This is a genomic window from Spongiibacter sp. (assembly GCF_041602295.1).
GTDB lineage: Bacteria > Pseudomonadota > Gammaproteobacteria > Pseudomonadales > Spongiibacteraceae > Spongiibacter.
This window is the reverse complement of sequence record NZ_JBFIGO010000049.1, coordinates 1-21,302: the sequence shown is the minus strand read 5'-3', so window position 1 is coordinate 21,302 and position 21,302 is coordinate 1. Positions and strand designations below refer to the sequence as shown.

General features: G+C 60.2%; 21 protein-coding genes. 2 read left to right on the top strand and 19 right to left on the bottom strand.

Going from position 1 to position 21,302, the window contains the following annotated elements; genetic code table 11:
* The 12 genes from ABYM29_RS09690 to ABYM29_RS09635 form a co-directional block, all read right to left on the bottom strand.
* On the bottom strand, positions 1 to 176 hold a 176-nt coding region (locus ABYM29_RS09690), incomplete at its 3' end, for a peptidylprolyl isomerase (RefSeq protein WP_372864531.1).
* A 29-nt stretch (positions 177 to 205) separates the two neighbouring features.
* Entirely contained in the window at positions 206 to 718 is a 513-nt protein-coding gene (gene lspA, locus ABYM29_RS09685) for a signal peptidase II (protein ID WP_372864528.1), read from the bottom strand.
* Positions 711 to 3,530 (bottom strand): isoleucine--tRNA ligase, encoded by a 2,820-nt coding sequence (ileS, locus tag ABYM29_RS09680; RefSeq protein WP_372864527.1) that lies wholly within the window; start codon positions 3,528 to 3,530, stop codon positions 711 to 713. Before ileS ends, lspA begins: the two co-directional genes overlap by 8 nt.
* Before the next feature lie 36 nt (positions 3,531 to 3,566).
* Positions 3,567 to 4,514 carry a bifunctional riboflavin kinase/FAD synthetase gene (gene ribF, locus ABYM29_RS09675; RefSeq protein WP_372864526.1) on the bottom strand — a complete coding sequence of 316 codons (948 nt, stop codon included), beginning with the start codon at positions 4,512 to 4,514 and terminating at the stop codon, positions 3,567 to 3,569.
* Positions 4,515 to 4,616: 102 nt separating this feature from the next.
* Positions 4,617 to 6,206 (bottom strand): murein biosynthesis integral membrane protein MurJ, encoded by a 1,590-nt coding sequence (gene murJ / locus ABYM29_RS09670; RefSeq protein ID WP_372864525.1) that lies wholly within the window; start codon positions 6,204 to 6,206, stop codon positions 4,617 to 4,619.
* Complete coding sequence (locus tag ABYM29_RS09665; RefSeq protein ID WP_372864524.1) at positions 6,203 to 6,811, bottom strand: NUDIX domain-containing protein; 609 nt, start codon at positions 6,809 to 6,811, stop codon at positions 6,203 to 6,205. The genes murJ and ABYM29_RS09665 overlap by 4 nt, the downstream gene beginning before the upstream one ends.
* Complete coding sequence (locus ABYM29_RS09660; RefSeq protein WP_372864530.1) at positions 6,811 to 7,827, bottom strand: aspartate carbamoyltransferase; 1,017 nt, start codon at positions 7,825 to 7,827, stop codon at positions 6,811 to 6,813. Before ABYM29_RS09660 ends, ABYM29_RS09665 begins: the two co-directional genes overlap by 1 nt.
* Before the next feature lie 12 nt (positions 7,828 to 7,839).
* Positions 7,840 to 9,642, bottom strand: coding sequence for an ABC transporter transmembrane domain-containing protein (locus ABYM29_RS09655; RefSeq protein WP_372864523.1), 1,803 nt, complete (start codon positions 9,640 to 9,642; stop codon positions 7,840 to 7,842).
* The gene (locus tag ABYM29_RS09650) at positions 9,635 to 9,946 is read right to left on the bottom strand and encodes a GIY-YIG nuclease family protein (protein WP_372864522.1); all 312 of its coding nucleotides are present in this window, start codon (positions 9,944 to 9,946) and stop codon (positions 9,635 to 9,637) included. The genes ABYM29_RS09655 and ABYM29_RS09650 overlap by 8 nt, the downstream gene beginning before the upstream one ends.
* Complete coding sequence (gene sbcB, locus ABYM29_RS09645) at positions 9,943 to 11,379, bottom strand: exodeoxyribonuclease I (RefSeq protein WP_372864521.1); 1,437 nt, start codon at positions 11,377 to 11,379, stop codon at positions 9,943 to 9,945. The genes ABYM29_RS09650 and sbcB overlap by 4 nt, the downstream gene beginning before the upstream one ends.
* A 59-nt stretch (positions 11,380 to 11,438) precedes the next feature.
* Positions 11,439 to 12,956: a fumarate hydratase gene (locus ABYM29_RS09640; RefSeq protein ID WP_372864520.1), complete on the bottom strand. Its 1,518-nt coding sequence runs from the start codon at positions 12,954 to 12,956 to the stop codon at positions 11,439 to 11,441.
* A 149-nt stretch (positions 12,957 to 13,105) separates the two neighbouring features.
* Positions 13,106 to 13,858, bottom strand: a complete 753-nt coding sequence (locus ABYM29_RS09635) for a hypothetical protein (RefSeq protein WP_372864519.1) — start codon at positions 13,856 to 13,858, stop codon at positions 13,106 to 13,108.
* 238 nt (positions 13,859 to 14,096) lie between these two features.
* Here ABYM29_RS09635 and ABYM29_RS09630 point away from each other — a divergent pair, with 238 nt between their 5' ends.
* Positions 14,097 to 14,753 carry a urate hydroxylase PuuD gene (locus ABYM29_RS09630; RefSeq protein WP_372864518.1) on the top strand — a complete coding sequence of 219 codons (657 nt, stop codon included), beginning with the start codon at positions 14,097 to 14,099 and terminating at the stop codon, positions 14,751 to 14,753.
* A 102-nt stretch (positions 14,754 to 14,855) separates the two neighbouring features.
* Here ABYM29_RS09630 and ABYM29_RS09625 read toward each other — a convergent pair whose 3' ends face one another.
* The 7 genes from ABYM29_RS09625 to ABYM29_RS09595 all read right to left on the bottom strand — a co-directional run bounded on the left by ABYM29_RS09625 (position 14,856) and on the right by ABYM29_RS09595 (position 20,444).
* Positions 14,856 to 15,221 (bottom strand): CoA-binding protein, encoded by a 366-nt coding sequence (locus ABYM29_RS09625; RefSeq protein WP_372864517.1) that lies wholly within the window; start codon positions 15,219 to 15,221, stop codon positions 14,856 to 14,858.
* Between the two features lie 101 nt (positions 15,222 to 15,322).
* On the bottom strand, positions 15,323 to 15,868 hold the full coding sequence (locus ABYM29_RS09620) for a hypothetical protein (protein WP_372864516.1): 546 nt from the start codon (positions 15,866 to 15,868) through the stop codon (positions 15,323 to 15,325).
* Positions 15,869 to 15,992: 124 nt separating this feature from the next.
* On the bottom strand, positions 15,993 to 16,877 hold the full coding sequence (locus tag ABYM29_RS09615; RefSeq protein ID WP_372864515.1) for a D-hexose-6-phosphate mutarotase: 885 nt from the start codon (positions 16,875 to 16,877) through the stop codon (positions 15,993 to 15,995).
* Positions 16,861 to 17,565, bottom strand: coding sequence for an SAM-dependent methyltransferase (locus tag ABYM29_RS09610; protein WP_372864514.1), 705 nt, complete (start codon positions 17,563 to 17,565; stop codon positions 16,861 to 16,863). Before ABYM29_RS09610 ends, ABYM29_RS09615 begins: the two co-directional genes overlap by 17 nt.
* 208 nt (positions 17,566 to 17,773) lie before the next feature.
* The gene (gene groL, locus ABYM29_RS09605) at positions 17,774 to 19,423 is read right to left on the bottom strand and encodes a chaperonin GroEL (RefSeq protein WP_372864529.1); all 1,650 of its coding nucleotides are present in this window, start codon (positions 19,421 to 19,423) and stop codon (positions 17,774 to 17,776) included.
* Positions 19,424 to 19,468: 45 nt separating this feature from the next.
* Positions 19,469 to 19,759 (bottom strand): co-chaperone GroES, encoded by a 291-nt coding sequence (groES, locus tag ABYM29_RS09600; RefSeq protein ID WP_372864513.1) that lies wholly within the window; start codon positions 19,757 to 19,759, stop codon positions 19,469 to 19,471.
* Positions 19,760 to 19,973: 214 nt separating this feature from the next.
* The gene (locus ABYM29_RS09595) at positions 19,974 to 20,444 is read right to left on the bottom strand and encodes an FxsA family protein (RefSeq protein WP_372864512.1); all 471 of its coding nucleotides are present in this window, start codon (positions 20,442 to 20,444) and stop codon (positions 19,974 to 19,976) included.
* A gap of 244 nt (positions 20,445 to 20,688) precedes the next feature.
* On the opposite strand from ABYM29_RS09595, the gene ABYM29_RS09590 reads away from it, so the two are divergent.
* A partial coding sequence (locus ABYM29_RS09590) for a phospholipase A (RefSeq protein ID WP_372864511.1) occupies positions 20,689 to 21,302 on the top strand: 614 nt, incomplete at its 3' end.

The window sequence follows — 21,302 nt, the reverse complement described above, 5'->3', positions numbered from 1 at the left end:
TTGTCGCCAGCTTTCAGGCCCTGCAACTTGGCCTCGACTCCCGGCAGCAAATTGCCATCGCCGAACACAAAGCGCGCCGCCTGGCGTTCAAAGGTGGAATCCACCTCGCTGCCATCTTCGAGCAGCAGGGCAAAATGCAGGGTAATTTCCGTTCCCGGACCAATCGCAACACTCATGAACGTTTCTCGTTAAAGCAGTGACCCACTCACGCGGCGTTATCGCCACTCTCGGGGTGTAAAAAGGTATCGACAATCAACAGCACCGCGCCAACGGTAATGGCCGCATCGGCGATATTGAAGGTGGGAAAATACGACGAGCCCCAGTGCACCGAAATAAAGTCGATGACATGCCCCAGCCGCAGCCGATCCCAGAGGTTGCCCAGCGCGCCGCCCAATACCAGCGCCAGTGCCAGCGACAGCAACCACTGCTCGCGGCGCAGCTTCATCAGCCACACCAGCAAATAGCTGCTCACCGCCAGCGCAATGCCGGTAAACAACCAGCGCTGCCAGCCACCGGCATTACTCAAAAAGCTGAACGCCGCACCGGGGTTGTAGTGCAGGGTAATATCCAGCACCGGCAGTATCGGGTTGGGCTGGGCATAGACCAAGCTGGCGTCTGCCCAGTATTTGCTCAACTGATCGATCAGCACCACGGCAAGGGCTAACAGCAGCCACAACAAGCGGCCGCGGCGCTGCTCGGCGGCATCGACATCAGGCATAGTGACGAACCTCACCGTCGCCGTCGATATTATCGATACAGCGGAAACACAGTTCCGGGTGCTCCAGCGACTGGCCAACGTCCTCGCGGTGATGCCAGCAGCGCGTACACTTCATGCCGTCGCTGGCACTGACCCGCACTTGCAGGCCGTCCAGCTCGGTGGTCGCCGCCTCATTGGCCGCTGAAATCGGCGCCAACATGGCCGACGAGGTAATCAGCACAAAGCGCAGTTCGTCACCCAAGGCCGACAGCGTGTCAATCAACTCCTCGTCACAGAACAAGGTGACTTCGGCCTGCAGAGAACCGCCCACCACGCCCTCGTTACGCGCGCTTTCCAGCACCTTGTTGACCGCCGTTTTCACCGCTTGCACACGCTGCCAGAAGGCATCGCCCATGGCGTCGTCCTCAGCGGCCTTCTCCAGCCCCTGATACCACTCGGCAGCAAACACCGGGCCGCTGCGCTCGCCGGGCAGTACCTGCCACAGCTCATCGGCGGTGAAACTGAGAATCGGTGCAATCCAGCGCGTCAAAGCCTCGGCAATATGGTACAGCGCGGTCTGCGCCGAGCGCCGTGCCTGGCTGTTCTCTGGCGTGGTGTACTGGCGGTCTTTAATAATATCCAGATAGAAACCGCCCAACTCCAATACGCAGAAGTTGTGCAATTTCTGATAGACCAGATGGAACTGGTAGGCCTCATAGGCCGCCACGATTTCGTCCTGCAACACCGCCGCGCGGTGCATGATCCAGCGATCCAGTGCCAGCATATCGCCACTCGCCAGGGCGTGCTCAGCGGGCACAAAGCCGGCCATATTGGCCAGCAGGAAACGCGCGGTATTGCGGATACGGCGATAGGAGTCGGCGGTGCGTTTAAAGATTTCATCCGACACCGTCATTTCATTGCGGTAGTCGGTGGCCGCCACCCACAACCGCAAAATATCAGCGCCGAGGCTGTTCATCACCTTCTGCGGCGCCACCACATTGCCCTGCGACTTGGACATTTTGCGACCGTTGGCATCAACGGTAAAACCGTGAGTAAGCACTGACTTATAAGGCGCGCAGCCCTGTGCAGCCACCGAGGTGAGCATCGACGACTGGAACCAGCCGCGGTGCTGATCTGAACCCTCCAGATACAAGTCGGCGGGAAAGGCCAAATTGTCACGCTGCGCCAGCACCGCGTAGTGGGTCACACCGGAGTCGAACCACACATCCAGTGTATCGGCGACTTTTTCGTAGTGCTCGGCCTCGTCACCCAGCAGTTCGGCAACATCGAGATCGAACCAGGCCTGAATCCCGCCCGCTTCAACGCGCTGCGCGACCTGCTCGATCAGCTCCGGCGTGCGTGGATGCAGCTCGGCCGTCTCGCGATGAACAAACAGGGCGATCGGTGCGCCCCAGGTACGCTGGCGCGAAATACACCAGTCCGGCCGCTCGCTCATCATCGACTCAATACGCGCGCGCCCCCAGCCGGGCATCCAGTTCACCGCATCCACTTCGGCCATGGCCTTATTCAGCAAGCCGTTCTGGCTCATACTGATAAACCACTGCGGCGTCGCGCGGAAGATAATCGGCGACTTGTGACGCCAGCAGTGCGGGTAACTGTGCTCGTAAGCCTCGTTGTGCAGCAGACGGCCCTGTTCGGCCAGCGCGGCGACAACCTGCTCGTTGGCCTTGAACACGTGCTGACCGGCAAAGCGCTCGGTACCCTCGACATAGGTGCCGTTGGCCGCCACCGGGTTGTAAACCTCCAGCCCGTACTGCTGGCCGACAACAAAGTCATCCTGGCCGTGTGCGGGGGCAGTATGCACCGCGCCGGTACCGGCCTCGGTGGTAACGTGCTCACCCAAAATGACCGGCACCTGGCGGCTGTACAGCGGGTGCTGCAACGGCAGATGCTCAAGGGCGGCGCCCTTGCAGCGGCCGACCACAGCAAAATCGTCGATGCCGGCGCGCTTCATGACCGACTCGTGCAACGCCTCGGCCAACAACAGCAGCTCGGCCTTGCCGTCGCGCTGATAGGCCAGCCACACATAATCCAGCTCGGCGTGCAGACACACCGCCATATTGGCCGGAATCGTCCACGGCGTGGTAGTCCAGATCGCCAGGTTCATCTGCCCGGCGACATCGGCCGGCAAGCCGCAGCGCTGGCGCGCCTCGGCCTCGTCAACCACCGCAAACAGCACATCGATGGCCGGCGAGGTTTTGTCCTTGTACTCAACCTCGGCCTCAGCCAGCGCCGAACCGCAGTCCATGCACCAGTGCACCGGCTTAAAGCCCTTGTGCAGATGACCGTTGTCGACAATTTTGCCCAGCGCGCGAATGATATTGGCCTCGAAATCGAAGCTCATTGTCAAATAGGGCTTATCCCAGTCGCCCAGCACACCGAGACGCTTGAAATCTTCGCGCTGACCATCCACCTGTTTGTTGGCGTAGTCGCGGCACTTCTGCCGAAAAGTCGCCGCGTCGACTTTGTGGCCGGCCTTGCCGACTTTTTTCTCAACGTTTAATTCAATCGGCAGGCCGTGACAGTCCCAACCCGGTACATAGGGCGCGTCGTAGCCGCTGATGGTGCGCGACTTGACGATCATGTCTTTCAGAATCTTATTCACCGCATGGCCAATATGAATATCGCCGTTGGCGTAGGGCGGGCCATCGTGCAATATAAACTGCTCGCGACCGGCGCGGGCGCGGCGAATCTGGCCGTAGTAATCCTCCTCGTACCAGCGTTTCAGCGCCTGCGGTTCGCGCTGCGACAGGTTCGCCTTCATCGCGAAATCAGTCTTCGGCAGATTCAGGGTGTGCTTGTAATCACTCATAAAAGCTAGTCTTAAAGGCCCGGCGTTCGGGGCAGGTTAAAGGGAGAAATAGTTTCGCGCCTGCTCGATATCGCGAGCAATCTGTTCACGCAGGGCATCGAGACTGTCAAATTTGATTTCATTGCGCAGTTTTTCGCGAAAAAGCACGCGAATATTACGCCGATACAGATCGCCATTGAAGTTCAATACATGCACTTCCAAAATGGCTTTTTTCAGGTCGCCCACCGTCGGCCGCACGCCAACATTGGCCACGGCCGGCAACAGCTCATCGCCCACGCCGGCCACCTGCACGGCAAACACCCCCGACAGCGGCGAGCGCAGGCGGCGCAGCTGTATATTGGCGGTCGGCGCGCCAATGGTGCGCCCCAGTTGTTGGCCGACAATCACCCGGCCGGCAATGCTGTAGGGCCGCCCCAGCAGGCGCTCCGCCAATGCGAAGTCGCCCTGCCCCAACACCTCGCGGATGCGCGTACTGCTGACCCGCTCGCCGTCGTACTGCAAGGTGGCGGTATCCATCACATCAAAACCGTCCCGGGCACCGAATTTACGCAGCAGGTCAAAGTCACCGCTGCGGTCGCGACCAAAGCGCAAATCGTCGCCGACCACGATGTACTTGGCCCCGAGGTTCTTAACAAACAGCGTGGTAATAAATTCGTCGGCGCTCATATTGCGCAGCGAATCGGTAAAGCGAATGCGCACCACCCGGTCGATACCCAGCTCGCGAATGGCTTCAAACTTTTCGCGAAACGACATCAGCCGCGGCGGCGCCGCATCGGGCGACAGAAACTCCCGTGGCAGCGGCTCGAATACCACCACCGTCGACGGCAGGCCGTATTCCCGGCTTTTTTCCAGCAACTGGCGCAGCACTGCCTGATGCCCGCGATGCACGCCGTCAAAGGCACCTATCGTGGCGACGCAGCCGCGATGTCGCAGGCGGAAATTGTGAAATCCGCGGATTAACTCCATGCCTGTGGCCGACCCCATGTCCGCACTCGTCACCGGGATAGCCGCGCTGCATGCGCTCCCTGCTCAGAGCAGTGATAAAGCGGCTGATTATAACTTACTCAGTCGCCCGACAAAAACGTCTTAATGGCTGAGGCTCGGCCCGCCGCGAAAATCGCGCAAGCGCAAACCCATGGCATACAGCCCCAGCAGATAGGCGCCACCGCCCAGCCCGCAGATACTCAACAGCACCGTCGCCCGCTGCCACGCCGACCACAGCAGCCAATCGCCAACCCAGTAACGGGCCGCCAGCAGCAGTGCCGACATCAGCAGCACCGGCAACAACAGCTGCACGCTGTAGCGCAGCCAGTCACTGGCGGGCTGGTAGACCTCGCGCGCCAGCAAACCGCGCAGCAGCAGCATGGCATTGAGCCAAGCCGAGGCTGCAGTTGCCAGCGCCAGCCCGACATGGCCGATCTGCCAGTAGTAGTGCAGGGGAATCACCAGGGCAATATTGAAGACCATATTCGCCGCCATCGCGTAAATGCCAATGCGCACCGGGGTGCGGGTGTCCTGGCAGGCAAAAAAGCCCGGCGCCAGCACCTTGATCAACATAAAGGCAATCAGGCCCAAGGTGTAGGCGCGCAGACTCAGCGCCGCCATCGCCACATCGCGGCTCTGCAACTCACCGTACTGAAACAGCGTAATCAGAATCGGCTCGGCCAAAATCAACAGCGCCACGGCCGCCGGCACCGCCATCAGCAGCACGCCGCGCAGTGCCCAGTCCAGGGTGTGGGAAAAGGCCTGGCCGTCGCCACTGGCGCGCTGGCGCGACAAGCTGGGCAGAATCACCGTGGCAATGGCAATGGCAAATACCCCCAGCGGCAATTCCACCAAACGGTCGGAATAGTACAGCCAGGAGATGCTGCCGGTGGGCAGAAACGACGCCAGCACCGTATCCAGCAGCAGATTGATCTGACTAACCGACACCCCGAACATCGCCGGAATCATCAGCTGCACAATGCGCTGCACACCCTCGTCACCCCACTGCCACTGCGGCCGGGGGAGCAAGTGCAAACGCTGTAAAAACGGCAGCTGGAACAGCAGCTGCACGCAGCCCGCCATAAGCACGCCCCAGGCCAGCGCCATCGCCGGCTCGGCAAAATGCGGCGCCGCCACCACGGCCGCAGTAATCAGGCAGATATTGAGCAGCACCGGGGTAAACGCCGGCACCGCAAAGCGACCGTAGCTATTGAGCACCGCGCCGGCAAAACCGGTCAGCGAAATCAGCATCAAATACGGAAACGTGATGCGAATCATCTCCGTGGTCAGCTGAAACTTCAGCGGATCGCCGCGAAAGCCCGGCGCAAACACCGTGGCCACCAGCGGCGCGGCCACTACCGCCACCACGGTAATACACAGCAATACACCGCCCAGCGCCCCGACCACGCGATTGAGCAACAGCTGCACCGCCGCCCGGTCGCCGGCCTCGCGGTACTCCGACAGCACCGGCACAAAGGCCTGGGCAAAGGCGCCCTCGGCGAACAGGCGGCGCAGGAAGTTGGGGATTTTAAACGCCACAAAAAAGGCATCGGCATTGGCGGTGGCGCCCAGCACCACGGCGATCACCACATCGCGAATCAAACCCATCACCCGCGACAACATGGTCATCGCGCCTACCACCAGACTGGAGCGCAGCAGACCCCGGCCCCGGCCGGTATTGACCTCGCTCACTGCCAGGCCTCGCGCAAACGGCTGCGATGCTGGCGCAACCAGTGCAAGGCGATCAGACTGTGAGCATTGGTGATTTTGCCGCCGTCGAGCATCTGCATCGCCTCGGCAAAGGGGTAAACACGGGCGCGAATATCCTCACCCTCACCGGGCAGGCCGTGCAGGCCACCGGCACCGCGCAGCTGGCAGCGGCCGCAGTACAAATAAAAATACTCGTCGCTGCCGCCGGGTGACGAGTAATACTCGGCCACCGGCTCCATTGCCGCCACCTGCAAATCGGCTTCTTCTAGCGCCTCGCGGCGCGCCACCTGCTGGGGAGATTCATCGCTGTCGATAATGCCAGCCACCAACTCCAGCAGCCACGGCGAGGTCTCGCGCCCCAGTGCGCCGACGCGAAACTGCTCTACCAGCAAAATCTCATCGCGCTGCGGGTCGTAGGGCAGCAGCCCCACCGCCGCGCCGCGCACAAACAGCTCGCGTTTGATCGGCTGGTTCCAGCCCCCGGCGAACAGGCGGTGGCGCAGGGTGAGCCTGCGCACTTCAAAAAAGCCCTGCCAAGCCGTCTCGCTGGCCAGCAACTCGACATCGTCGCGATCGAAATTCGCCATTAAAAACGCCTTTCGGTATACCAGTTCACATCGCGTGCCGACTTATCGACCTGATCGACCACATCCAGCATCAGCGCGAACAGCGCCATGCGCACCAGCACGCCGTTGTCGGCCTGGCGGAAAATCGCCAGATTGGGGTTGTCGTTCAAGTCGTTGTCCAGCTCGTTGGCCTCTTGGCGAGAGTCCCGGGGTAGCGGGTGCATAATGACGGTATTGGGCTCGCAATAGCGGGTATAGATCGCCTGATTCAGGCGGTAGCGGCCCCGATACAGGTCGGCATCGGCCTTGCTGGCAAAGCGCTCCTCCTGAATGCGGGTCGAGTAGGCAATATCCACCTTGGCCAAACTGCCCTCCAGCACATCCGACTCGGTGACGGTATGGCCGGCGCTGCGCAGCGTGTCGACAATATCGCCGGGCATGCGCAGCTCGTCGGGCGAAATCAGCACCACATGGACATTGCGGTACAGGCTCAGCAACTTGCACAGCGAATGCACCGTGCGGCCGTATTTCAAATCGCCGATCATGGCGATGCGCAGACCGTCCAGATCACTGCGCCCCTGGTGACGCAACTCTTTACGGATGGTGTACAGGTCCAGCAGTGCCTGACTGGGATGCTCGTTGGCACCGTCGCCGCCATTGATCACCGGCACCCGGCTGGCGGCGGCAAATTCCGCCACCGAGCCCGAGGCCGGATGGCGCATAACAATCACATCGCTGTAGCCGCTCAGCACCCGCGCGGTGTCGTACAGCGACTCGCCCTTGGCAATCGCCGAGCTTTCAAAACCGGTGGTTTCACGCACCTCGCCGCCCAGCAGGTTAAAGGCGCAGCCGAAACTGACCCGCGTGCGCGTTGACGGTTCAAAAAACATATTGCCCAGAATCGCGCCGTCCAGCACCCGCGTTACCCGCTGCCGCTGGGCATAGGGCACCATGCGATCAGCCACGCCAAACACCCGTTCGATGTCCTCGCGTTCAAACTGTCCTACAGAGAGAATATGACTACCGGCAAATTTCAACACTGCTCTCTCCTATTCCGCGGCCAGCGCCGCCTGTGTATTGGCATCGTCAAACTGCAAGCTGGCCCAGCGCGCATACAGGGGCGACTGCGTGAGCAACTCGCCGTGGCGGCCGCTGGCCACCAACTCGCCGTGATCCAGCACCGCAATGCGATCGACATTAATCACCGTCGCCAGGCGGTGGGCAATGACCACCGTGGTGCGACCTTCCATCAATCTTTCCAGCGCCTGCTGCACCTGGTACTCGCTCTCGGCATCCAGGGCACTGGTCGCCTCATCCAACAACAGCAATTTCGGGTCGGCCAAAATCGCCCGGGCAATGGCAATGCGCTGGCGCTGGCCGCCCGACAGACGCACCCCACCCTCGCCGACAAAGCTGTCGTAACCGTCGGGCAGGCGCTGGATAAAATCTTCGGCAAACGCCGCTCTGGCGGCCTCGATTAACTCCTCATCGCTGGCGGAGGGGCGGCCATAGCGAATATTGTCGGCCACGGTGCCGGTGAACAGCACCGGCTGCTGGGGCACCATGGCGATTTGCGCGCGTAAATCCTGCGGGTCGAGATCGCGAATATCGATACCATCAAAGCGGATCGCGCCGCTGCCGACATCGTAAAACCGCAGCAGCAGGTCGATAAGAGTCGACTTGCCCGCCCCGGAGCTGCCCACCAAGGCCAGGCTGCTGCCGGCCGGTATCGCCAAGGTCAAGCCCTTGATGGCCGGGTGATCGGGGCGCGAGGCATAGGCAAAGCTGACGTCTTCAAAGGCAATTTCACCCCGCGCCGGCTGTGGCAGTGCCACCGGCTGGGCCGGCGGCAAAATGCGGTTTTCAGCGGCAAGCAATTCCAACAAGCGCTCGGTGGCGCCGGCAGCGCGCTGCAAATCGCCGTAGACTTCAGAGATGGCGCCCACCGAGGCGGCTACCATAACTGCATAAAAGATAAACGCCGCCAGCTCACCGCCGCTGATACGGCCCGCCAACACGTCGTGACCGCCCACCCACAGCATGCCGGTCACCGCGCCCAATACCAGCACAATCACCGTGGTCGACAGCCAGGCGCGCTGGCGAATGCGCACAATCGCCACGTCGAAGGCCACCTCGACATGGCCCTCAAAGCTTTTGCGATCGAGAGTCTGATGGTTAAAGGCCTGCAACAGCTTGATGTTCTTGACCGCCTCGCCGACAAAACTGCCGACGCTGGCAATCTTGTCCTGACTGCTGCGCGACAGGCTGCGCACCCGGCGGCCAAACACCAGGATTGGCACAATCACCAGCGGCACGCTGAGCATCACCATGGCGGTGAGTTTGGGGTTGCTGATAAACAGCCAGATCAGCCCGCCGATAAACATCAGCGCATTGCGCAGCGCAATCGACACCGACGAGCCGATCACCGTTTGCAGCAAGCTGGTATCAGTGGTGATCCGCGACTGGATATCACCGCTGAGCTGGCTCTCGAAAAATCCGGGGTGCAGGGTCACCACGTGGGCAAATACCGCCTTGCGCAGATCGGCACTGACCCGCTCACCAATCCACGACACCAGATAAAAACGAATAAAGGTGCCGGCGGCCAGCAGCAGCACCATGGCAAAAAACAACAGCAGCGCCTGATTCAGCGCCGCCTCATTGGCATGGCTGGAAAAGCCCTGATCAACCAGCATGCGCAGGCCCTGACCAATAGACAGGGTGATGGCGGCGGTACAGATCAGCGCAATGCTGGCACCAAAAACCTGCAGGCGGTAGGGCTTAAGAAAGCCGGCCATCGCCTTTAACACGCCCAATTTTGCCACGCCGCGCTCAGCGCCGGATTGATCAGTCATTTGGCTCCCCTTTTGGGCGCGCATTATTGCTCGGATCGAGCGGCGGTGAAAGCGCCGCGGCGATCAACGCCAACTTTTGCGGCCGTGATAATTTTTTAATCGCCGCCTCGCGCCGCGACGCCTGCGAGCGATTGTCAGCCGGCTCGGTGTAGACCATGGCCTCGGCCGGGTCGCTGCGAAAAAACCGCGCGCCGCGACCGCCCTCACCGCAGTGCTCGCGAAAGCGACGGGCAGTATCGGTGGTAATACCGGTATACAGGCGGCCGCTTTGACAGCGCACCATATACACCCACCAGTTGCTCAAAGCCCCTCGTTCTCCAGGGCATCGGCGTAGTCGTGAAGCTCCTGCAAAATATGCTGCTGGAAATCATTCGTGGCGCTTGCTGCCAGTTCGGTCAGCCGCTGGCGGAAACTGTCAAAACCGTGAAGCTGAGCTGCGGGCTGGCGCAGGCGCTGCTTGCAGAAGCTAAACCAGCGCTGGCGCTCCTGCTCCGACAGGGTCTGCGGAAAATTGCGCGCCCGATAGCGCCACAACAACTCCGGCAGGCGCGTATCGTTAAACTTGAAGGGCTGTACGGCCAGTGCCTCGGGCGTCAAGCTGCGCAGCTGATCCATCTGTCGGCGGTCGCCATCGCTGAAAAAGCCGCCGCCATACAACTGGGTATCCGGGTCGGGATTGTCGACAAACTCGCGCTGCGCAAACAGGCCCTGCAACTTGGCACCCAAGTCGCCGGCCTTGCGCAGCATCACCCAGTGGCGACGACACTGGTCCAAATTAATCTGCAGGCGCTCGGCGCTGGCCTCGTCCACCAGCTTGGCGGTGGCGACAATCGGCGCGCGATTGAGGTGAATTTCCTTGAGGGGAATCCGCGGGGTAGCTTCGCCCAACTCGGCCGCCGAACTGAACACCCGGCGCGCCACCTCTTCAACGCCCAGCTCAATCAGCGGCTGCGGATCGACGCTGAGGTCGTAGACAATCACACTGTTTTTGTTCACCGGGTGCGGCGCCAGCGGCATCATCAACGCCGAGCAGCCGCGCGCGGCCGGAATACGTCCGGAAACATGCAGCACCGGCACCTGGCTGTCGGTGTTGAGCATCGCCGCTACCGTGCGTTTATTGCGCAGGCTCAGGGCGTAGTCGTAGAGCTTGGGCTGAACTTGGCGAATCAACCGCGCCAGATCAATCGTCGCCAGCACATCGGACAGGGCATCGTGGGCCGATTCGTGGCTCAGGCCGTTGGCGGCAGTCAACTCTTCTAGGCGAAAACTGGGGCTGCCATCCTCGCGGCGCGGCCAATTAATGCCGTCGGGGCGCAGGGCGTAACACAGTCGTACCACGTCGATTAAGTCCCAGCGCGAATTGCCGTTTTGCCACTCGCGGGCATAGGGGTCATAAAAGTTGCGGTACAGGGCGTAGCGCGTCACTTCGTCGTCAAAGCGAATGCTGTTATAGCCCACCGTGCAGGTGCCGGGCTGGGCCAGCTCGGCGTGGATATTGGCGACAAATTCCGCCTCGCAGATACCCTCTTCCAGCGCCTGCTGGGGGGTAATCCCGGTCACCAGACAGGCCTCGGGGTTGGGCAGGTAATCCGGTGTCGGCCGGCAAAACTGCACCAGCGGCTCGCCGATAATATTCAGCTCGGCGTCGGTGCGCACCCCGGCAAACTGCGAGGGCCGATCCAGGGCCGGCACCGTGCCCCAGGTTTCGTAGTCGTGCCAGTAAAACGTCTCGCTCATGGATATCCTGCGGTAAACGGTGCCCAACAATGAAAAACGGGGGCCTCGCCCCCGTCGTGTTATGCCACGTTGATGTTTTCAGCCTCGATTTTGGCCTTCCAGATCTGCGGGCCGGTTTTGTGTACCGACTCCCCCTGGGTGTCCACGGCCACAGTTACCGGCATATCTTCCACGGTAAACTCGTAAATCGCCTCCATTCCCAGTTCGGGGAAGGCAACCACCTCCGACTTCTTGATCGCCTGGGCCACCAAGTAGGCCGCGCCGCCGGTCGCCATCAGGTACACCGCTTCAAATTCCTTGATCGCCTCAATGGCCACATCGCCGCGCTCGGACTTACCAATCATGCCCATCAGGCCCGTTTCGGCCAGCATGGTGCGGGTAAATTTATCCATACGGGTCGCCGTCGTCGGGCCAGCGGGGCCAACCACTTCTTCGCGCACCGGGTCTACCGGGCCCACGTAGTAGATAAAGCGGCCTTTCAGGTCAACCGGCAGGGACTCGCCCTTGGCCAACATATCGACCATTTTCTTGTGGGCGGCGTCGCGGCCAGTGAGCATTTTGCCATTGAGCAGCAGGGTGTCACCGGGCTTCCAAGTTTTGATCTCTTCCGCGGTTACCGTGTCGAGATTCACACGCTTCACATTGTCGCCGGTTTCGCGGGTCACTTCCGGCCAGTCTTCCAGCTTCGGGGGTGTCAGAGCGACCGCGCCACTGCCGTCCAGCGTAAAGTGAGCGTGGCGGGTAGCCGCGCAGTTGGGAATCAGCGCAATCGCCTTGTTCGCCGCGTGGGTGGGATAGTCTTTAACCTTCACGTCCAGCACGGTGGTCAAACCGCCGAGGCCCTGGGCACCAATGCCCAGCTGGTTCACTTTCTCAAACAGCTCTAGGCGCAGTTCTTCACTGCGGCTAGCCGCGCCGCGCTTTTGCAAATCGTGAATATCGATAGGATCGAGCAGGGCTTCTTTAGCCAGCAGCATGGCTTTTTCCGCCGTGCCGCCAATGCCGATACCCAGCATGCCCGGCGGACACCAGCCGGCGCCCATGGTCGGCACCATTTTCAGCACCCAGTCGACCACCGAGTCAGAGGGGTTGAGCATGGCGAACTTAGATTTGGCCTCGCTGCCGCCGCCCTTGGCCGCCACATGTACCTCAACGGTGTCACCGGGTACGATTTCATAGTGAATCACCGCTGGGGTGTTGTCTTTGGTGTTGGTGCGAGCACCGTCGGGGTCGTCGAGGATGGAGGCGCGCAGGACATTGTCCGGCAGGTTGTAGGCGCGGCGCACGCCTTCGTTGACCATATCAGTCACTGACATCTCGGCGTCCCACTGCACATTCATCCCCACGGTCAGAAACACCGTCACGATGCCGGTGTCCTGACAGATCGGGCGCTTGCCCTCGGCACACATCCGCGAATTAATCAGGATTTGCGCCATGGCGTCTTTCGCCGCCGGGTTTTGCTCGCGCTGATAGGCCTCGTCGACCGCCTTGATAAAATCAACCGGGTGGTAGTAGGAAATATATTGCAGTGCGTCAGCGACGCTCTGGATCAGGTCATCTTGGCGGATAACAGTCATGTGGCGAAGTCCTCGGGCCAGTAGTAGCGTTGGGGTTTGGGCGCCGGAGCGCGGCGGCCGACCCGCAGTCGGCCGCTATCCAGTGCGCGAGCCTAGAGCCAACGCAGCGGTAATCGGCGCCGTAGTATACACCAGCCCCGCCGCCGCCGTCAGCGGGGCTGTGGACTACCGCTGTGGTATTGGGTAACGGTCTGGCGCAGGGCCTCAATGTCGCGATTCACCTGGCGGCGGAAGGCATTGACCGAATCCAGCCACTCCTCGCTCTGCCCCTGACGCCGCTCCATCGCGCTCACCCGGGCATCCAGACTGCCGCCATCGGTCAATTTTTTGTTCACTTCCAGTAGGGTTTTGCGGTTTACCTCAGCCTGGGCGATCACCCGATCCAACTTACCCGACATCGACGTTAGCGCCTCGCGATCGGCGCCGTAGCCCTGCAGGGCCTTTTTCAGTTGCCCATCCAGCGACTTATGCTGGCTTTCCAGCGCCACCAGCCGTTTTTCGTTCTTGCCCAGCTGCACCTCGTGCTCAGCCAACTCCTCTTTCTGCTTTTTCCAGACATTATCCCAGAGCTTGCGCACCTCGCTGTCCAACTCCTTGAGCTTGACCGCCGTGGTCACGCTATTGGCCTCCAGGCTTTCATCGGCCGACGACAGCCGCTGCTCCAGCACATCGAGGCGCTGCTGGGCCTGCTTTAACTGGCCCTGTGTCGCCGTCAATTGTTCAAACAAGTAATACGCTGCGGCGGCCAATGCCACCACCAGCAAGGTAAGCAGAAACAGGACAAATCCCCCACCACCGGCATTCGCCTTTGGCAACTCAGCAGCACCGCTGGCAGCGCGGTGAGCAATATCGTCTTCGTCTACAGCGATAGAAAAGCGCGGTTCTTGTTTCTCGTTACTCACAATTCAACATTCCAATAATGATTATTACCCAGTTCACCGCAAAAGCAGCAGCCCGTCAAAGTGCCGACAGCGCATTATGAACTCCTGCCTCGCCGGCCTCCAGTATTGCCGCACAGTACAATGAGATTCTCTGTGCTGTGGCGACGGCTTTGCTATACTGGGCGCTGCCCGGGGAACGCAGAGTCCGCGAGACCCGAAACTACAAGTAAAACAGACAACAAGATAAGAGAGGGGTTTTATGGACGCATTTATTTCTGCCGACTTGGCGCTGCGCTGGCTGCACGTGCTGTTTGGCATTGCCTGGATCGGCCTGCTGTACTACTTCAATTTCGTACAGACCGAGTACTTCAAAGAAGCTGAGCCTTCAGCCAAAGCCGACGCCGTGCAAAAGCTGGCGCCACGCGCACTGTGGTGGTTCCGCTGGGGCGCCATGTTCACCTTCCTGACCGGTCTGGCATTGCTGCACTTCACCATGAGCCGCGGCCTCAACGGCTACATTATCATTGGCGCGCTGATGGGCACCCTGATGTTCCTCAACGTCTGGCTGATCATCTGGCCCAACCAGAAAATTGTCTGCGGCATCACCCCCGGCGACGCCGCCAAAGCCGCACCAAAAGCCGGCCTGGCATCGCGCACCAACACCTTGTTCTCTGCACCCATGCTGATCGGCATGCTGGGCAGCTTCCACGGCTCGGGCAACGCGGCGCTGGCCGAAGTCGGTAAAACCGCCACCGGCGGCTTCAGCCTCGGTCTGTGGATTTGTCTGGGGCTGATCGCTCTGCTGGAAATCAACGCGATCTTCGGCAAAACCGGGCCAATGACCACCGTCAAAGGCGTGGTGCACTGCAGCATCGCCCTGGCACTGGCCATGGTCGCACTGCTCCAGTTTGTGTAAGCCGCAGCACTGAAGCAAAACAGCACTGAAACAAAAAGGGAGCCTAGGCTCCCTTTTTTATTGCGTAGTATATTTGGCGTTGCCAACGGCTCCAGCCCACGATCAGAACTGCTGGGTACGCAACAGCACCAGCGTGCAGGCCTCCTCGCACACAATACCCGCCCGGCGCAGCTGCTCCATCAGCGCCTCGCCTTCACTGCCCGGATTGAAAATGATCCGCCGCGGCGCCAGCGCCAGCAGCTCCGGCAGCTGCGGGGCCAGTAACTCAGCGCGCATATACACACTGACCGTATCGACCGGCGCCGTTATCGCCGCCAGCGATGGCGCGCAGCGGATGCCGGCCACCTCAGAGTGATAGGGGTTCACCGGAATCACCTGATGGCCGTACTCGGCGAGCATCACCACCGCCTTGTGCGAGTAACGATCTGGCTTGGGGCTGGCGCCCATCACCACCACTTTCTCAGCCATACTCTCCCCTCAGTCTCTAGTCAGGTGGCATTATTCACTAGCGCGCACAAAAAAGCCGGGCTTTCGCCCGGCTTGTTACCACATCGCAATACGTTGCTCGCTTACTTCGGCTGGTTATTGCCCATCCAGCGACGCAGGGTAGACGCCAATTCCTGAGCATTGTAAGCCTCTGCAGCGTCGGGCATCGGGTCCTTACCCATTTTAATCTCCAGCGATGCCTGATAAGAGGTGCGGGTCGTCGAGGTCGACACGCCACCACTTAAACGACCCGGAGTTTGTGCCACCACCGTATCGCAGCTCAGCAGGCCGCAGCGGCGGTAAACCGTCGTGCTACCACCAAACTCATTCACCGCAGAAATACTATTGCTGGTGCGACTCTTGCTCTCATTGTCGCGATTCACCAACTGAAACCAGTCGTAACCTTCTTGCAGGGTCAGTTCTGCGGCGCGCAGCAAGGCGTAGTCATTGACCGTTTCTTTATCAGTCACCGAATTGCCGGTAAACGTAACGCGGTAGCGCTCCTTACCCAAGGCCGTTTCGGTATAGCCATAACCACCGCGCTTTTCCGCTGGCTGATAGTTAGTGGTGCTACTACAAGCGGCCATCAGTACCGACAGTAGCGCGACAAACATCATTTGGGTACGCATACATTCTCCTCGTTATCGTGAAACCATTGCGGCTTGATCTTCAGTCATTATTCTACTGACCGCGCATTAACTGAAACTGAATAAGGACATTTACCTATACTCACTCAGCATGCCCGCCTTAAGACTAGCGAAAAATGTGCAGCTGCGCACGGTGACAAGCCCCCGGTGCCAGCCCCAACTCGTCGGCAAAGGCCATGCCCCGCTCCAGGCAAACATAGTCGCGATAGTGCTCACCAATATCGGCGATCTCGCTCGCCAGCGCGGCGCCGGGATTCCAGATAATCACCGTATCGCAGCCCTGCCCGGCGACCGTCAGCGCCCCGCTGCCGGTTTCCAGCTGCTGCCGCTCGCCGACACCTTCAAACACCCGATCGATTTCACCGGCAAAGGTCTGCGGCCCTTCTAACTGGCCCGCGGCCAGCCCCTCGGTGTTGTCCAGGAAACGGCCAGCCGCCAGGCCGGTCACTGCCGCGCGCTCGAGGTCGGCAGCAAAATAACTGTGCATGGCCAAGCTCAGCGGCATCACCTCGCGGCTGCGGTTGTACACCGTCAGCTCGCAATGCAGTTCTGCACCCAGACGAAAACTGACTTCCACATCATAGACCCAGGGGAAGTCGCGCTGCTCTGCCGCCGTTGCCGACGTGCCAAGGCGCAACAGGCAGTCGCCGTTATCACGCTGCTCGGCGGCTAACAGGGTCCAGTCGCGCTGGCGCAACCAGCCGTGTTTGGGCAGCGCCGGCTGGCGGCGATTAACCCCAAACCAGGGCAGACACAGCGGAATACCACCGCGAATCGCCGCCCCCGGAGTAAACGTCACCTTGGGGCTTAACCACAGCCAATCGGCATCGCCTCTAGGGACGAAGGACAATAGCTGCGCCCCCTGCAAGGCCAGCACCGCCCGGCAGCGCTCACTCTCCACCACCAGCAGTGGCAGGGCCTCAGCACTGCCATACTCTTCGCGACTGTCACTCAGCGCAACGGTGGCGGGCAAATCACTCGCTGATATCACTGGCAGTTGCCTCCGGCGATTTAATCCACAACATATCGCAAGCGCCCTTCTGAAACTGATAGTCCACCCGCTGCATGCCCAGCTCTAAACCCTGCGTGGCCAAATGGCGAATCACCGCGGGCAAGTGCGCCGACGGCCGGCCATCCTCGGCCACCAAGGGATAAATGCGCACCTCGCGCGCCACCCGGCACAGCTCGCTGATCGCGGAAATATGGGCATCCAGGTCGATTTGTTCGCTGTATACGAACAGTAGGTGGGAGCACAGCGCCAAGTCATACTCGCGGTCAAAACAGGGCAGCTCGGGCACACTGGCGTCAATATAGCGACCCTGCTGGCTGCCTACCGGGTAGTCTTCGAGAAAACGGTTCATCGCCGACATCCGCACCGAGCCGAGGTGACCGGGGTCGTGAAAGTGACGCCAGAGATACTGATCGGCGCGCCGCGCCAACTGGCTGAGCATACCCGGGTACACCTGACGTATCCGCTGCTGAATCTCTGCGGCACTAAACTGGTAGATGGGGTCCACCGACAGCACACGGCCACCCCGAGCACTGAGTTCTGCGTTAAAACTGGCCGCGCCGTCGCCGCAGCCTAAAATCAGGCCCTCAAGATCTTCGTCGCTCAGGGCAAACATCGCCCGATATTCGGCCAGCGATCGGCCCCAGGGCACTACAGATGACAGCTGCAAAGATAATCCACCACAATAACAACAGAAAAAGCCCGCAGCGCGGGCTTGAGCCGGCCAGTATAAGGCCTGCGGGGGGCGCCGCGCCACGGCCAAACGCGAACGAATCAATCATCCAACCACCCCACAGCCTCAGCGACCGACACCGAGCTACAGGCAAAAAAAAGCCCCGCCAGAGCGGGGCTTTTCCACAGAACGGAGGGGGGGTGGCTTACATCATGCCGCCCATGCCGCCCATACCGCCCATGCCGCCCATATCAGGCATGCCGCCAGCAGCTTCCTCTTTCGGCGCGTCAGCGATCATGCACTCAGTCGTGATGATCAGACCAGCCACAGAGCCTGCCGCCTGCAGCGCAGTACGGGTAACTTTAGCGGGATCGAGGATACCCATTTCCATCATGTCGCCGTAGGTGCCATTGCCAGCGTTGTAACCGAAGTTACCTTCGCCTGAACGCACTTTGTCCAGCACTACAGAGGCTTCGTCGCCAGCGTTGGTCACGATCTGACGCAGCGGCGCTTCCATCGCGCGCAGTGCGGCATTGATACCGGCCAGCTGGTCTTCGTTCTCGCCTTCAACCGCAGACAGGTTGCTGATGGCACGCACCAGCGCCACACCGCCGCCAGGAACCACGCCTTCTTCAACCGCAGCACGGGTGGCGTGCAGGGCGTCTTCAACGCGGGCCTTCTTCTCTTTCATCTCAATCTCGGTGGCTGCGCCAACCTTGATTACCGCCACACCGCCGGCCAGCTTGGCCACGCGCTCTTGCAGTTTTTCGCGGTCGTAGTCAGAACTGGTGTTCTCGATCTGCGTGCGGATCTCGGCAACGCGCGCTTCGATAGCAGAGCCTTCGCCAGCACCGTCAACGATAACGGTGTTTTCTTTGTCCATGGTGACGCGCTTGGCAGTACCCAGGTGCTCCAGAGTGGCTTGCTCCAGATCCAGACCCACTTCTTCAGAGATCACTGTACCGCCAGTCAGTACCGCGATGTCCTGCAGCATGGCCTTGCGGCGATCGCCGAAGCCCGGTGCCTTACACGCCGCAACTTTCACAATGCCGCGCATAGTGTTAACCACCAGCGTCGCAAGAGCTTCGCCTTCAACGTCTTCAGCCACAATCACCAGCGGACGGCTGGCTTTAGCCACTTGCTCAAGCAGCGGCAGCAGCTCGCGAATGTTGGAGATTTTCTTGTCGACCAGCAGAATGAACGGGCTGTCGTGCTCAACAGACATATTGTCAGTGTTGTTTACGAAGTAAGGAGACAGGTAGCCGCGGTCGAACTGCATGCCTTCAACAACGTCCAGCTCGTTTTCCAGGCCCTGGCCTTCTTCAACGGTGATAACGCCTTCTTTGCCAACTTTTTCCATGGCTTCAGCAATGATTTCGCCAATGTGGCTGTCGCTGTTGGCAGAGATGGTACCTACCTGAGAAATCGCCTTGCTGTCTGCGCAGGGGATAGACAGCTTCTTCACTTCTTCAACGGCTGCGGCAACGGCTTTGTCGATACCGCGCTTCAGGTCCATCGGGTTCATGCCAGCGGCAACCGCTTTCAGGCCTTCGTTAACAATGGCCTGAGCCAGAACTGTGGCAGTGGTGGTACCGTCGCCCGCGTCGTCAGACGCTTTAGAGGCAACTTCTTTCACCATTTGTGCGCCCATGTTCTCCAGCTTGTCTTCCAGCTCGATTTCCTTGGCCACAGAAACACCGTCTTTAGTGACAGTGGGCGCGCCGAAGGACTTATCCAGAACCACATTGCGGCCCTTGGGACCCAGTGTGACTTTTACTGCGTTTGCCAGAGTGTTAACACCAGCCACCATGCGCAGGCGGGCTTCATTACCAAATACTACGTCTTTAGCCATGATCGTCTTACCTTTTACTAATTCGTTGATTCAATTGAGTTGTTGAAATTAGCCTTCAACAACGCCGAAGATTTCAGACTCACCAAGCACAATCAGCTCTTCGCCATCCACTTTTACAGTGCTGCCCGAGTACTGACCGAAGATCACGCGATCGCCAACCTTAACGCCCACCGGACGCAGCTCACCGCTTTCCAGCAGTTTGCCTTCGCCCACGGCCAAAACTTCACCCTGGTTCGGCTTCTCTTTAGCAGAGCCGGGCAGAACGATACCACCGGCACTGGTCTGCTCTTCTTCGCTACGACGAACCACTACACGGTCGTATAAAGGACGAATTTTCATCTTGATCAATCTCCATTAAACCAATGAACAGATTTTTATTTGACCGGATTTTCCGGCATCACAACGCGGCCAATACCGCGCCATGACCTCCCTTTCGCCAAGATCGGGATGCATTAGGTTTCCCATCGGGCAGACCAGCTGGGTCAGTCACCGTGGGCTGTTCAGGTAGTTGGGGGCGGAGAAATGGTTTTCAAGGGCAAGCAAGTAAAAAAATTTACTCTTCTTTGCGGTACTCGCCATCAATGGTGATATTGCCCGAATCCCGCGGCTCATCGGGGCGCTGGCCAAACGGCTGAGGACCGCTGCCGGCGGTAAACGTCCCGCCCTGCACCTGCATCACGCCGCGGCGCAGCAACTCGTCGATCAGCGCCTCGCGCAGCGGCCTGATCAGGCAGACAAAGCCCACCGCATCGGTGATAAAGCCCGGTGTCAGCAGCAGTGCCCCGCCCACCGCCAACAGCAGGCCGGCGATAAGCTCCCGGGCCGGCACCTGGCCCTGCTCCATACGCTGACGCGCGCTCAGCAGGGTCGACAGGCCCTGCTGGCGCAGCAGCGCGGCGCCGATCATCGCCGTCAGCAACACACAGCCAATGGTCGGCAAGGCGCCGATCAGGCCGCCGACTTCAATCAATAGCCACATCTCCAGGATGGGCGCCAAAATAAAGATGGTAAACAAGATTCTCATAGCTATGCAGACCCGGCTTATGGCAAAAGGTGCCGCAGCGCAGTCACCAACAGAAAAGCCATCGCAACGGCTAGTGCACGCCCGATGGAAAACTTATTATGTCAGCAACACCGGCGCCACCTCCACCATCAACTGAGCCAGCCAGCCCATGATTTCGCTTCGCAGCCTGTTTACACTGCTTCTAGCCACCGCCACTCAGGCCTTGGCCACCCCCAGCGAAGCCCCGAATGACGGGCCCCAGAGCATGGCGAGATGTTTATCGCTGGCCAGCCAAAGCGCCGCCGACACCGCCACCCTTGGCGAGCTGCGCGCCCAGTGCCAGCAGCGGCTGCGCGACCCCACCGAGGCGGAACAACAACTGCGCAGCAATGGCGGCGGCGTGGTGGAAGAGCGCGTCGCCCTGGAGGACTTCGCGAACAACAACCCCTTTGTGCTCACTCCCCACCGTATCAATTACCTGCTGCCGCTATCCTGGCGCGACGACAGTTCCGACGCCCCCTCGGGGCTCCCCATCGGCAAAGATGAGCTGGACAGTACCGAGGTGGAGTTCCAATTGAGCGTCAAGGTCCATATCGCCCGCGGCATCCTCGGCGACGGCACCCTGAGCGGCGCCTATACCAACCGTTCATTTTGGCAGGCCTACAACAAGGAATTTTCAGCGCCGTTTCGCGAAACCAACCACGAGCCCGAGTTGATCCTCAGCTATGCCAATAACTGGCAGTGGCAGGGCATTCGCAATGTCGGCAACCAGTTAATTTTCAACCACCAGTCCAATGGCCGCAGCGAACCGCTATCGCGCAGCTGGAACCGCATCATGCTCAATATGGTGTTCGAGCGCGACCGCTTTGCGATGACCTT

Bases quoted from the DNA above. Each gene is read 5' to 3' on its own strand.
- sbcB (WP_372864521.1), bottom strand. From the start codon at position 11,379: ATGAGCGAGACGTTTTACTGGCACGACTACGAAACCTGGGGCACGGTG.
- lspA (WP_372864528.1), bottom strand. From the start codon at position 718: ATGCCTGATGTCGATGCCGCCGAGCAGCGCCGCGGCCGCTTGTTGTGG.
- ABYM29_RS09640 (WP_372864520.1), bottom strand. From the start codon at position 12,956: ATGACTGTTATCCGCCAAGATGACCTGATCCAGAGCGTCGCTGACGCA.
- ribF (WP_372864526.1), bottom strand. From the start codon at position 4,514: ATGGGGTCGGCCACAGGCATGGAGTTAATCCGCGGATTTCACAATTTC.
- ABYM29_RS09620 (WP_372864516.1), bottom strand. From the start codon at position 15,868: ATGCGTACCCAAATGATGTTTGTCGCGCTACTGTCGGTACTGATGGCC.
- ABYM29_RS09630 (WP_372864518.1), top strand. From the start codon at position 14,097: ATGGACGCATTTATTTCTGCCGACTTGGCGCTGCGCTGGCTGCACGTG.
- ABYM29_RS09655 (WP_372864523.1), bottom strand. From the start codon at position 9,642: ATGACTGATCAATCCGGCGCTGAGCGCGGCGTGGCAAAATTGGGCGTG.
- ABYM29_RS09595 (WP_372864512.1), bottom strand. From the start codon at position 20,444: ATGAGAATCTTGTTTACCATCTTTATTTTGGCGCCCATCCTGGAGATG.
- groES (WP_372864513.1), bottom strand. From the start codon at position 19,759: ATGAAAATTCGTCCTTTATACGACCGTGTAGTGGTTCGTCGTAGCGAA.
- ABYM29_RS09665 (WP_372864524.1), bottom strand. From the start codon at position 6,811: ATGGCGAATTTCGATCGCGACGATGTCGAGTTGCTGGCCAGCGAGACG.
- ABYM29_RS09625 (WP_372864517.1), bottom strand. From the start codon at position 15,221: ATGGCTGAGAAAGTGGTGGTGATGGGCGCCAGCCCCAAGCCAGATCGT.
- ileS (WP_372864527.1), bottom strand. From the start codon at position 3,530: ATGAGTGATTACAAGCACACCCTGAATCTGCCGAAGACTGATTTCGCG.